This is a genomic window from Commensalibacter oyaizuii (assembly GCF_029953265.1).
Lineage (GTDB): Bacteria > Pseudomonadota > Alphaproteobacteria > Acetobacterales > Acetobacteraceae > Commensalibacter > Commensalibacter oyaizuii.
Map to the genome: position 1 here is coordinate 952,458 of NZ_JASBAO010000001.1, position 12,729 is coordinate 965,186.

Genomic DNA, 12,729 nt, shown 5'->3' on the forward strand with positions numbered 1-12,729 from the left:
TAATGAATTGATATCAACCTAGTCGATCATCTTTTAAAAAGCGAGATTTATTTACATTAAAATTAAAAACAAAAAAGGTATGTAATTTCTTACATACCTTTTGTTATTTTAGCGTGGTGCTAAAACCATAATCATCTGTCGATTTTCAAGTTTAGGCATTTGCTCGACCTTTGTGTCGGCCTCCATGTCTAAACGAAAACGTTCAAGCAACTGGACACCCAGTTCTTGGTGAGCCATTTCACGTCCTCGAAAACGCAGGGTTACCTTAACCTTGTCACCACCACCAATAAAGCGCTTTGCAGCATTTAACTTTACCTGATAGTCGTTTTCATCAATATTTGGTCGGACTTTAATTTCTTTAATATCGATAACTTTTTGTTTTTTACGCGCTTCATTTTTCTTTTTTTGTTGCTCGTATTTAAACTTACCGTAATCGAGAATCTTTGCCACTGGCGGTTCTGCGTTTGGACTGACCTCTAATAGATTTAATCCAATGGCGTGCGCCATTTTCAAAGCTTCACGCGTGGCAACGATGCCTAACATTTCGCCTTCAGCACCAACAAGACGAACCTGAGGTGCACGAATTTCCTCATCAACAAGCGGACCTTCGCGGTTTGTCGTGGGGGGTGTCGATGTTTTTACTATGGTTACTGTTCCTTCTAAGCTTGCCCCCTAGAAAAGCATAACCTAATTGCGGCATAAAACGATGAGACAATATAATTGCCTGTCCGTTATAAGCGTAATCTTTTCTAAGGGTTATCATAATTATTTTTCGATTCAGTGGTTATTATACCCTATTTTTTTTAAACGATCTAGCCTTCACATTGAAGATTTAATTTCTGCTTCGCAATAGGTGTGCGATTTATATCAGGGGGTGTGGCTTCTTTACCCAACTGTTCAACAATTTCGTTTAATTCTATGACCTGCTGTGCGGCACCACCCAACCTGCGTACGGCGACTTTACGTTCTTCTACCTCTTTACGACCTACGACTAAAATCACTGGCACATGCTGTAAACTATGCTCACGAATTTTTGCATTAATTTTTTCATTGCGCGCGTCAAGTTCTACATTCATTCCTTTTGCTTGCAACAACTCAACAACTTCTTGGGCATAGGCTTCGGCATCATTAACAATGGTTGCAACGACAACTTGAACGGGTGCAAGCCACAAAGGGAAAGATCCAGCATATTGTTCAATTAAGATTCCAAGAAACCGTTCAAAAGACCCAACAATTGCACGATGCAACATAACAGGACGATGACGTGCACTGTCTTCACCAATATATGATGCTTTTAACCGCTCTGGCAAAACGTAATCAACCTGTAAAGTCCCGCACTGCCAATCACGACCAATCGCATCGCGTAAAACAAATTCCAACTTAGGTCCGTAAAACGCCCCCTCGCCTTTGTTTAGTTCGAACGCTACATTAACCTTTTCACATGCAGCTTTTAGACTATTTTCAGCACGATCCCAGGTTGCGTCGTCCCCTGCTCTTTTTTCTGGACGATCAGAGAATTTTACACGAAAACTTTCGAACCCTAGATCTTTGTAAACTTCAGAAAGCATATGAACAAACAATGCTGTTTCATCGGTGATTTGATCTTCTGTACAAAAAATATGTGCATCATCTTGAACGAATGAACGCACGCGCATAATTCCATGCAACGCACCCGAAGGCTCATAACGATGACAAGCCCCAAATTCTGCCATACGTAAAGGAAGTTCACGATATGAGCGTAAAGTATGATTAAAGATCTGAATATGACATGGACAATTCATTGGTTTTAATGCGTAGGTACGATCCTCGTCCTCAACTGACGCAATAAACATATTTTCCCTAAATTTTTCCCAATGACCAGAGGCCTCCCACAGAGAGCGATCTAATAATTGAGGTGTCCGTACCTCTACATACCCATAGCGACGTTGCATACGTTGAATATAATTTTGCAATGTTGTGTATAATTGCCATCCTTTAGGGTGCCAAAAAATAGATCCTGCGGCATCGTCTTGTAAATGAAACAGATCCATCTCTTTACCAATGCGTCGATGGTCACGACGTGCAGCCTCTTCTAATTGAGTTAGATACGCATCTAATTCTTTTTTGTCGCGCCAAGCCGTTCCATAAATTCTTGATAGCATTGCGTTTTTAGAATCACCGCGCCAATAAGCCCCAGCAACTTTGGTCAATTTAAATGCATTACCGACATCAGCGGTGGTTCGCATGTGCGGGCCACGACATAAATCCAGCCAAGGCCCCTGCTGATAGACAGAGATAGTTTCAGTTTCAGGCAAATCTCGAATAAGTTCAGCCTTGTAATGTTCACCAATTTTTTCAAAATAATGAATGGCTTCGTCACGAGGCATCACCTGACGAATAAAAGGTTCGTTACGCGCAACAATTTCATGCATGCGCCGTTCAATCCCTTCCAAATCCTCTGGTTTAAATGGTTCGTCACGAGCAAAATCATAGTAAAATCCATTCTCGATTGCAGGGCCGATTGTAACCTGCGTTCCTGGATATAATTCTTGCACTGCTTGGGCCAATATATGGGCTGCATCATGGCGAATAAGCTCTAAAGCATCTTCATCTTTTCTGGTGATAAACTTTACAGCGGAATCTTCTGCAATCTCCGTAGACAAATCAACCAATTTGCCATTTAACTCCATTGCCAAAGCAGCTTTAGCCAACCCTGCCCCAATAGATTGCGCAATCGAAAGTCCTGTAGTGGGTCCCTCATATTGACGAATGGATCCATCAGGCAAGGTAATAGACAGCATAATCAAATCTCCAGAACATAATATAAATCAAGTCTTTTTATAATAAACGTTAATGAACCCAGTTGAGTTCTTGCGCAACCTTTTTTACACTCAGATCGGTTAAATCTGCTTGATACAGTATTTTTACACTTTTGCCTTGTGGGGCTGTTAATGATGGGTTGCTGGCTGACGAAAATAAAACAACACTTGGACATCCCACCATCGCAGCAATATGCATTAGCCCTGTATCATTACCCAATGCAAATTGCGCATGTGTCATAACAGCCCCTAATTGTAACAAAGTTGTTTGTCCAATTAAACTAAATATTTGAGGACAACGTATTTTAATCTGTTGTCCCAATTCCAACTCTGCTGCGCCACCAGCAAGCACGGGATGAACTCCTCGTTGCATACATAATTGTGCAATTTCGGCATAATGTTCGACTGGCCACCGTTTTTCAAGACGTTTGATGGAACATCCTGGCACCAAAATTGCATAGGGACGTGGTAGGTCAATTGCTACATTTTTATCCATAAACCATGATAAATCTGGTTCTGGAAACTGTTGAATTCCAGCATATTGTAGCTGATCTTTTTGCCGATCCAGCGTATGCATATTATTTCGATTGGGATTATTATGGAAATATGGGGATTTTTTTGCAATACCTGACCATAAAGGACGTCCTGCCAAGCAAAAATAACGTGTAGAACGACGAGATGTCTGCAAATCATAAACCAAATCATAGCCTTGCAGCAATTTTTTTAATTTTAAAAACCCAATAATATTTAATAAGTGAGGTTTATGATCCAGCACAACCTGATTGAACCATGGCGACTGTTGCGCCAATTCAGCAAAAGGTGATGTGGTCAATAACGTGATATGATCATTTATATGATGCTTTCGAATAGCCGCAAAAGGATAAAAACTTTGTACGAAATCCCCCAATGCACCCAAACGAATAACTAAAATTTTTAAGGGCTTTTTCATTCAATCACAAACTGTTTAGCATCTGGCAAAACTTCATTATATACTTTTAAAGTTGCACGCTGCATTTGATCCAGAGTATAATATTGTTGAACAGCCTCTCTGGACAAACGTCCAATCCAGTGCAAATCAGGCTCAGATCTTTGCATCAAGAATTCCAATATTTCTGCAAAACTTTGAATATTACCTGGTTCAAATAGATAACCACTTTGTCCTTCTATCACCGTTTCCGCAGCACCTCCGTGATTGGCAACAACAACAGGACGTTCCATAGCCTGTGCCTCTATCACAACCCGTCCGAAAGGTTCTGGCTTTAAAGAGGGTACCACCACAATATTTGCAAGTGTCAAAGCTGCTGGCATATCCTGACAGTCACCAACAAAATATAAACGATCACGTACTTTTAATTGATTGGCTAATATAAGTAATCTTTTGCTAAATTGATCTTTAGCTTTCGCGGGACCGACAAAGACACAAACCCAATTTGGATATCGTTCTTTTAACGTCACAAAGGCACGTATTAATAATTCTTGACCTTTCCAAGGTGTCAAACGACCAGGTAATAGAATGATTTTCTTATCCTCAGGGATCTGCCATTTCTTTGCAAGCTCGCTAACCCGCTCCCCCAAAGGCATTTCAGGATCAAAAGCCGTTACATCAACCCCTCGATGAATCACACGCAAACGTTCTTTTTCCACTCCATAATGATCGTGTAATCGTTTGGCAATGTAATGACTAATGGCAATAACTCGCTCTCCCTTAGTCATTACTTTATTATAATAGCGCTTTCCCAACCAAGTTTCACTATAAACACCATGCCACGTTGTTATAAAGCTGGTTTTACATTTCTTAACTGCAAGCCAAGCGGACCATGCGGGACCTCGAGATCTAACATGAACAACATCCACATGATAAGAACGTATAATTTTTTCCAATGCATACTGGTTTTTCCAAATTACCCATGGCTTTTTGGAATTCAGCGGCAGGTTGATATAAATAGCTCCCATACGCTCTAAGGAATTTTTCCATATCCCATCTGCACTGGCAACAATAGCAATTCCCCCAGCCCTCATAATTGCCTGCGCCATGTCGATCGTACCACGTTCCACCCCCCCCGTTCCCAAAGCAGGTAAGACTTGTAAAATCACAGGTTTATTGGATATCATAGAATTTCACTTTGATCCGTCAGAAATCCAAATCAGCATAATATTTAGGGGGTATAATACCGCTAACTCGATCATTTAATAATGGGCGGAAACTAGGACGAGATTTAATACGTGCATACCAATCTTTAACAACAGGGTTCTTATCCCAATTAATATCACCAATATAATCTAATGCTGATAAATGCGCCACTGCTGCAAAATCAGCCATCGATAAGTTGCTGCCAGCCAACCATACCCGATTTTCTGTTAATTCGGCAATATAATCCAAATGGAATTTGATATTATTATACCCCTCTCTTAATGCTTGTGCATTGGGATTACTATTGCCAAAGAAGCGTTTAAATGTTTTCTCAAATAATAAATTCTGCGTTACTTCACGATTAAACTTATCATCGAACCACGCGGTAAGCCTTCGTACTTCAACACGTTCAGCCAAGGTTCTGCCCATCAATGACGTATCTGGATATGCTTCTTCTAAATATTCACAAATTGCATAAGAATCAGGGATGGTTAATCCTGTTTCTTCGACCAACACGGGAACAGATCCAGCATTATTAATTGCAAGGAATTCAGGCCGTCTTTTCCAAACAGTCTCAGTCATTAGCTCGAATGACAGACGCTTTTCTGCCATAACCAAACGAACTTTACGACTAAAAGGGCAAAGAGGCAGATGATACAATATACGCATGTAACTTGGCCATTTTCTGTAATAATATCGTTAACCAAAAATAATATAACATCTTCAATTCAAGATAAAACAGCTTTATCATTGTTATAAAGGTTTATCTATATAAATTCTCTTTATTATTACAGTATTATTATAGTGTAAATCACAATATTATAGATATTAAGTGACAGGATTCAGGATTTTACCAAAAAATTACATTTTTAATTTTCATCTGAAAAAAAAATCGATAAATTAATCCCGACATTATTTTCTGCTTGTATAATAGGAATTATTATTCGTGGCAAACACATCCCAAACCCTGCCCCAAATTCGGATAAGAGGACGATCTTTTTTAGCATTGGTACTCTTGCCAGAAGCCCCTCTTGCCAATTGGCTACAAGGCTTAGATAATCAACTTCAACGATCCTCATTCTTTTTTTTGGGTAAACCCGTTATTTTAAATTTGGAACTTCTTACAGGAAAAGAAGAAGGATTAGAACTGTTGCACACTGCACTAGCACAACGCAACATTCAAATTATATGCGTAGAAGGTGGCTCCTCATCTTGGCCAGCATTACAAAATTGGCCCAAGACCTTTATATTTGGCAATGGCAAAGACATTGATAATCTTGATTTACCTGCTGATCCACCCACAAAAACTGAGGCCACGCCCTGTTTTATTGTTGATGAACAAGTCCGATCGGGGCAAAGCATCTTTTTCCCAGAGGGCGATGTTATTATTACTAGTTCTGTTGCTTCGGGTGCCGAAATTGTGGCTGGCGGATCAATTCATGTCTATGGTGCATTACGCGGCAGGGCAATTGCTGGTATAAGTGGTCAGCATGAATCCAGAATTTTTGCTTACCAACTGGCTGCAGAATTAATGGCTATTGATGGCTTTTATATGACTGCAGAAGAAATTCCAGAAGAACTCAATACAAAACCGGCACAAGTTTTTCTAGATGATGATATGATGACCGTTGCACCTTTGTTAAAAATCAAATAATTTCATCACATTCGTGTTTAACCTCTGGTGCTCTGCTTCGTGATACAGTAATTACTCTATCAATTATATAAAGATTTGATTTAAAGGGATAAAATATGGCAAAGGTAATCGTAGTTACCTCTGGAAAAGGTGGGGTTGGTAAAACAACATCAACAGCAGCAATTGGGGCTGCATTAGCACAAACAGGCAATAAAGTTGTCGTCGTTGATTTTGATGTTGGGCTAAGAAACCTTGATTTGGTTATGGGTGCTGAACGACGTGTTGTTTTTGATTTTGTCAACGTTATTCAAGGTGAAGCAACCCTATCTCAAGCACTTATTAAAGACAAACGTCTTGAAAATCTTTATATCCTTGCCGCATCCCAAACACGAGATAAAGATGCCTTAACCAAAGAGGGCGTTGAAAAGGTTATCGAAGAACTAAGAGAAAAATTCGACTGGATTATCTGCGATAGTCCCGCAGGTATTGAGCGCGGTGCAAAAATGGCTATGCATTTTGCTGATGAAGCGATTATCATTACGAATCCGGAAGTATCATCAGTCAGAGACAGTGATCGTATTATTGGTATTTTGGATAGTACAACGGCCAAATCGCAAAGAGGCGAAAAAATGGAAAAGCATTTATTAATCACGCGTTATGCAGCCAATCGCGCGGCACGGGGTGATATGTTAAATACAGATGACATTTTGGATATTCTTTCTATTCCCTTGGTTGGAATTATTCCAGAAAGTGAAGATGTATTAAAAGCATCAAATCTAGGAGCTCCAATTACTTTATCTTCTCCGAACTCTAATGCTGCGCGCGCTTATAGTGAAGCAGTAAAAAGGTTACAAGGAGAAAAGATTGAAGTTACTGTCCCTAAAGATAAAAAAGGGTTCTTTGACTGGTTAATGGGAAGGAGCGGGTCATGAGTTTTTTTTCCAATTTTTTTTCCAAACGAAATACCGCCCCCGTGGCCAAAGATCGCTTACAAATTCTTTTGGCTCATGAACGTTCTTCTGCGCAGGGGAACTCTGATCTTTTGCAAAAATTGCAAAAAGAAATTATGGCCGTTATCCAAAAACATATCTCTATTGATCAAGAAAAAATACATATTAAGGTTGATCGAGGAAACGATTTTTCAACCTTAGAAATCGATATTGAAGTTCCTCAGCAAGATAATATACAATCATAGAACAAAAAAGTGACTATAATTGCAAAAAAGCCAGTATAAATACTGGCTTTTTTGATGTTACGATCACTCATCAACTAATCGTCAATATTCTTATCAAGCTCTTTTAATCCTCTTGGTCCATAATTAAAAGCTGCTACCATATTTGCAGAAGTTTGAACCGCTTTTGGAATATCCAATGGATCAAACATAATTTCAATTAAACACAGCTGATCAGATGCCTTATCAGCGTCATTTAACGCCTTTTCAAAATCGTCTTCGGTAATGACTTGGCGTGAAAAGAAAGATTTTCCATCACTAAAAGCTTCAAATAACTGACGGTAATTCCAATTTGGAATATCATTATAGGCAGAATGAAAGCCCATAATTGCACGTTCAATGGTGTAACCTTTATTATTAATCAAGAAAATGATCGGTTTTAAATCATGTTCAAAGAACGAAGATACTTCTTGAGCCGTCAGTTGGAAGGAGCCATCACCAATAAAAATAACTTGACGTCTATCAGGTTTAGCCATCAAAGAACCAAACAGAGCAGGTAAAGAATACCCAATAGATAACCACAAGGGTTGACTGATAATTGTAATGCCAGACGGCATATCCATTATTTTCACCCCACGCATTGAAGTACCTGCTTCGGTTACAACGACATCATTGGGTTTAATAAATTTTTCAACACGTTTCCAAAAACGATTTTGAATTAACTTCTCCCCAGCCTTTGCAACCCAAGGATCCTCGACCTTGGCAACAGGGGGCTTACAATTTTGATATTGTTTCGGAGGAGTTATTTCGGACAGGCGCTCCAGTAATTCAATTGCTGAAACCCCTTCAAATACCTCATGCCCTATAATGGTTCTAAAGGGTTGAATATTAATCATATCATCTGGAATTTTTTGTGTAAAATAACTGGAATTGCTATCCGTGAATTTAACATTTAATCCAAACAAACAATCTGATTGCTCAATAGCGTGTTTCACTGCATCAGAGGAGGAACGGCCACTATACCCCCCGATCCATTGGGGATGATCCCCATCCAGCACACATTGTGCTGCAGACAATGTCGCAAACGGAATCTTTAAATTTTCGATTGCTGATTGTGTCAAATCCCGTAATCCGAACCGATCCAATGCCATTCCCAACAATGCAGAAGGATTTTGAGCTTTGCTAAGTTTTTCAGTGATACGATCCAACAACGCATTTAATTGCTTGGTATCGCTGGTTTGTTGTCTTAATGATAAAACCTCGTTATGTACGTCAATTTCAAAAAACGTAATATCAGAAGGTAGCTGTAAATAAACGGGCCGTTTTTCACGTACGCATGCACGCAACACACGATCAATCTCTTCTACTGCATTTTGTGGGGTAATCCTAGCCTGGGCTACCGTAAAAGGACGATAACAATCCATCATATCTTCAAAATTGCCCTCAGCAGTCGTATGATGAAGATAACGATGACGGTTAACACTGTTCAAAGGAGGTGCACCAACGATACATACAACCGGTACATATTCTGCAAAAGCACCAGCAATACCATTAATGGCGCTAAGATCACCCACCCCATATGTTGTTAATAATGCTGAAATGCCATTTAACCGCGCATATCCATCAGCAGCATATGCCCCGTTCAGCTCATTACGAGTTCCAACAAATCTTACATCTTTTCTTCTTTCCATCTGAATTAAGAATTGAAGATTATAATCTCCAGGAACACCAAGGATATCTTTAACACCAATTTGGGATAATCTGTCTAATAGAAAATCCCCTACAGTCCTTTTCATTTACGGCCTCTCTAATTCTTTTCTTTAATATAAAGAAAAAGTGGATTTCTTTTACCTTTACCGCGTTGTATTGGGAAAAGAAAATCACAATTCTGCGTTTAGCTGTATTTTTTGTCCAAATTCAAAAGAGGAGAATCTCTTGCGTTGTTATTTTTGAGATGCAATTGATTGTATGGCTTTTACCATAGATGCTACGCCATTGCTGCGATTGGCTGATAAGGCTCCAGACAATCCTAAATCTTTAATAAATTCAGGATCGACTGCCAAAATCTCTGGTGCTGATCGTCCAGAATAAATACGCAATAATAAAGATACCAACCCCTTCACGATTGCAGCATCAGAACTCCCTGCAAAAAAGATTTTATCCTCTTTTTGACAGAAATTCAGCCATACTTGACTTTGACACCCCATCACTCGAAAGCTATCATTTTGCCAATCCTGGGGAAAATCTGGCAGTTTTTCCCCAAGGTCAATTAAATAACTATAACGCTGCATCCAATCATCAAATAAATCCAACTCATCTTTAATGGCTTCAATAGCCTCAAGCGCGGTTTCTTCTTGTGGTAAAATAAAGGGGTCAGACATTATAAAATCAATCTTGTTATTGGCTATGGTAAAAAATTATAAAATGAAACGACTTAAATCACTTTTATCAGCTAAAGAAGCAACACGTTCCTGCACATCTGTTGGGGTAATTTCAATCGTTTCCCCTGAACGTTCAGAAGCTGTGAAAGAGACCTCTTCCAACAATTTTTCCATAACAGTTGCCAAGCGTCGTGCACCGATATTTTCCACACGATCATTAATATCCGTTGCCAGACGTGCGATTGCATCAATAGCGTCTTCAGTAAAGTGTAACTGAACACCTTCTGTTTGCATCAAAGCAATATATTGCTTTAACAAGGAATGTTCTGGCTCGGTCAAAATACGACGCATATCTTCACAAGTTAATGCCGATAATTCAACACGAATGGGTAGACGCCCCTGTAACTCAGGCAGTAAATCAGAAGGTTTTGCTAAGTGAAACGCCCCAGATGCAATAAACAAAATATGATCAGTTTTTACCAATCCATATTTCGTTGAAACTGTGGTTCCTTCGATTAATGGCAGTAAATCACGCTGTACCCCTTCACGAGAGACATCCGCGCCTCCACGTCCGCCTCCACCCTCGTAAGAACGGGCACAAACCTTATCAATTTCATCCAAAAATACAATACCGTGATTTTGGGCACGTTGAATGGCCTCTTGTACCAAAGCATCATTATCCAAGAGCTTGTCAGATTCTTCTCGAATTAAAGCTTCCCTTGCCTTTGCTACGGTCATTTTACGAGATTTTTCAGGGCGGTTCATAAATCCCTTCATCATATCTGTGAAATTGATGACCTGTGCGGACGGCATTCCAGGAATATCGAACTGATTAACTGGGGAAGACGTATCGGCCAAGCTAATTTCGATTTCTTTGTCTTCCAATTCTCCATTTAATAGCATTTGCAAAAACTTGTTCTTCGTTTCTGCGGATGCTCCCTCTCCTACCAATGCGACGACAAGACGTTGATTGGCGGCATCTTTGGCTTTTCCTTTGACGTCACGACGCTTAATATCACGCAGCATAACCAGCGATGCTTCTACCAAATCACGAATAATACTTTCAACATCACGACCGACATAACCAACTTCGGTAAATTTAGTTGCTTCGACTTTTAGAAAAGGTGCTTGGGATAATTTTGCCAAACGACGTGCAATTTCTGTTTTCCCGCATCCAGTTGGTCCGATCATTAAAATATTTTTTGGAACCACTTCCTCGCGCATACTATCTGCTAACTTTGCTCGTCTCCAACGATTACGTAGGGCGATGGATACTGCACGTTTGGCATCATCTTGACCGACAATATAGCGATCTAATTCGGCGACAATCTCTTTTGGAGAATAAGTAGGAATATTCATTATTTAGTACCTTTGGCTGGCAATGTCTCTACAACAAGTGAGGAATTCGTATAAATACAAATATCGCCTGCAATTGCCATCGCTTTACGCGCGATATCTTCTGAGGTTAAACCATCAACATCCAATAATGCACGAGCAGCCGCCAATGCATAATTCCCACCAGAACCAATCGCAACAACACCATCTTCTGGTTCTAAAACATCCCCATTACCAGTTAATGTATAAGAATGCATTTTGTCAGCAACCAACAACATTGCTTCTAATCTTCGCAGATAACGATCCGTTCGCCAATCTTGTGCTAATTCGACACAGGCACGTTCAAGTTGATTTGGGTATCGTTCCAGTTTTTTCTCTAATCTTTCTAATAAAGTAAATGCATCTGCAGTAGCACCTGCAAATCCTGCTAAAATATTACCACCAGCACCAATTCTTCTTACTTTTTTGGCATTTCCCTTAACAACTGTATGTCCCAACGTAACCTGGCCATCACCAGCAATGGTAACCTGGTCATCACGGCGGACACACAAAATCGTTGTTCCATGCCACTGAATGGGATCATGTGAAGACAAATTATGATTTTGCATTAGTATTTAATAGCCTTTTTATAAAATATATAACTAACCTTAATTTATTACCTTGTGGTTAGTTCTTCAACTCTCTTTGTTAAAGCACCCAATGAAAAAGGTTTCGTTATTAACTTAATTTTTTCATCCGTTGGCAAAACACCAACTCCATGAGCATATCCTGTAATAAACAATATGGATAGTTCTGGCCACAGCTCACGCGCTGTTTTGGCCAGATCCTTACCATTCATACCAGGCAGACCAATATCTGTTAATAATAAATCAATATGATCATGTTTATAATTTAAATCTTGTAATAAAGATAATGCTGATTGCCCGTCTTCAGCAACCAAAACTTCGAATTCCATTTCGCATAATAGCTCAACCAATAATGGACGCAAGACAGCATCGTCTTCAACGATCAAAATGAGTTTTTTATCTTTTTCTTCACTCACTATTTTATTCCTTCAGCTTGAAAAAAAAGATCGGGTTTATTAAATCCTCTCTTAATCTTAACTGCACCCCAAATAATACTCCCTTTATTTTCAAGAAAAAACTTATAAAATCAATATCAGAGTCGATAAATCATAGTCACTTTTTTAGTAGCTGGCTTTATTGAAAAATATTGAACCTATTTAATTACTTATCTTTACTCTTGGGTTAGTAACTATGTTTTACATAAATATTATAAAC

General features: G+C 39.3%; 13 protein-coding genes. 3 read left to right on the top strand and 10 right to left on the bottom strand.

The window, feature by feature from the left end; translation table 11 throughout:
• Positions 1-108: 108 nt before the first annotated feature.
• The 5 genes from infC to QJV27_RS04205 form a co-directional block, all read right to left on the bottom strand.
• The gene (infC, locus tag QJV27_RS04185; protein WP_281448969.1) at positions 109-645 is read right to left on the bottom strand and encodes a translation initiation factor IF-3; all 537 of its coding nucleotides are present in this window, start codon (positions 643-645) and stop codon (positions 109-111) included.
• Between the two features lie 167 nt (positions 646-812).
• Positions 813-2,780, bottom strand: a complete 1,968-nt coding sequence (gene thrS, locus QJV27_RS04190) for a threonine--tRNA ligase (protein WP_281447719.1) — start codon at positions 2,778-2,780, stop codon at positions 813-815.
• A 49-nt stretch (positions 2,781-2,829) separates the two neighbouring features.
• Positions 2,830-3,747, bottom strand: a complete 918-nt coding sequence (locus QJV27_RS04195) for a glycosyltransferase family 9 protein (protein ID WP_281447720.1) — start codon at positions 3,745-3,747, stop codon at positions 2,830-2,832.
• Positions 3,744-4,910: a glycosyltransferase family 4 protein gene (locus QJV27_RS04200; protein WP_281447721.1), complete on the bottom strand. Its 1,167-nt coding sequence runs from the start codon at positions 4,908-4,910 to the stop codon at positions 3,744-3,746. Before QJV27_RS04200 ends, QJV27_RS04195 begins: the two co-directional genes overlap by 4 nt.
• A 19-nt stretch (positions 4,911-4,929) precedes the next feature.
• Positions 4,930-5,598 carry a glutathione S-transferase family protein gene (locus tag QJV27_RS04205; RefSeq protein WP_281447722.1) on the bottom strand — a complete coding sequence of 223 codons (669 nt, stop codon included), beginning with the start codon at positions 5,596-5,598 and terminating at the stop codon, positions 4,930-4,932.
• A 277-nt stretch (positions 5,599-5,875) separates the two neighbouring features.
• Between QJV27_RS04205 and minC the strand changes: the two genes are divergently transcribed.
• The 3 genes from minC to minE all read left to right on the top strand — a co-directional run bounded on the left by minC (position 5,876) and on the right by minE (position 7,757).
• The gene (minC, locus tag QJV27_RS04210) at positions 5,876-6,583 is read left to right on the top strand and encodes a septum site-determining protein MinC (RefSeq protein ID WP_281447723.1); all 708 of its coding nucleotides are present in this window, start codon (positions 5,876-5,878) and stop codon (positions 6,581-6,583) included.
• Between the two features lie 95 nt (positions 6,584-6,678).
• Positions 6,679-7,494 carry a septum site-determining protein MinD gene (gene minD / locus QJV27_RS04215; RefSeq protein ID WP_281447724.1) on the top strand — a complete coding sequence of 272 codons (816 nt, stop codon included), beginning with the start codon at positions 6,679-6,681 and terminating at the stop codon, positions 7,492-7,494.
• Positions 7,491-7,757, top strand: coding sequence for a cell division topological specificity factor MinE (gene minE / locus QJV27_RS04220; protein WP_281447725.1), 267 nt, complete (start codon positions 7,491-7,493; stop codon positions 7,755-7,757). Before minD ends, minE begins: the two co-directional genes overlap by 4 nt.
• Before the next feature lie 74 nt (positions 7,758-7,831).
• Here minE and QJV27_RS04225 read toward each other — a convergent pair whose 3' ends face one another.
• From QJV27_RS04225 to QJV27_RS04245, 5 genes are all read right to left on the bottom strand, one after another.
• A complete protein-coding gene (locus QJV27_RS04225) occupies positions 7,832-9,529 on the bottom strand; it encodes an alpha-keto acid decarboxylase family protein (protein WP_281447726.1) in 1,698 nt (565 codons plus the stop codon).
• 147 nt (positions 9,530-9,676) lie between these two features.
• Positions 9,677-10,114: a SufE family protein gene (locus tag QJV27_RS04230; RefSeq protein WP_281447727.1), complete on the bottom strand. Its 438-nt coding sequence runs from the start codon at positions 10,112-10,114 to the stop codon at positions 9,677-9,679.
• 36 nt (positions 10,115-10,150) lie between these two features.
• A complete protein-coding gene (hslU, locus tag QJV27_RS04235; RefSeq protein ID WP_281447728.1) occupies positions 10,151-11,473 on the bottom strand; it encodes an ATP-dependent protease ATPase subunit HslU in 1,323 nt (440 codons plus the stop codon).
• Positions 11,473-12,057 (bottom strand): ATP-dependent protease subunit HslV, encoded by a 585-nt coding sequence (gene hslV, locus QJV27_RS04240; RefSeq protein WP_281447729.1) that lies wholly within the window; start codon positions 12,055-12,057, stop codon positions 11,473-11,475. The genes hslU and hslV overlap by 1 nt, the downstream gene beginning before the upstream one ends.
• 47 nt (positions 12,058-12,104) lie before the next feature.
• Positions 12,105-12,491 carry a response regulator gene (locus QJV27_RS04245; RefSeq protein WP_281447730.1) on the bottom strand — a complete coding sequence of 129 codons (387 nt, stop codon included), beginning with the start codon at positions 12,489-12,491 and terminating at the stop codon, positions 12,105-12,107.
• Positions 12,492-12,729 lie beyond the last annotated feature (238 nt).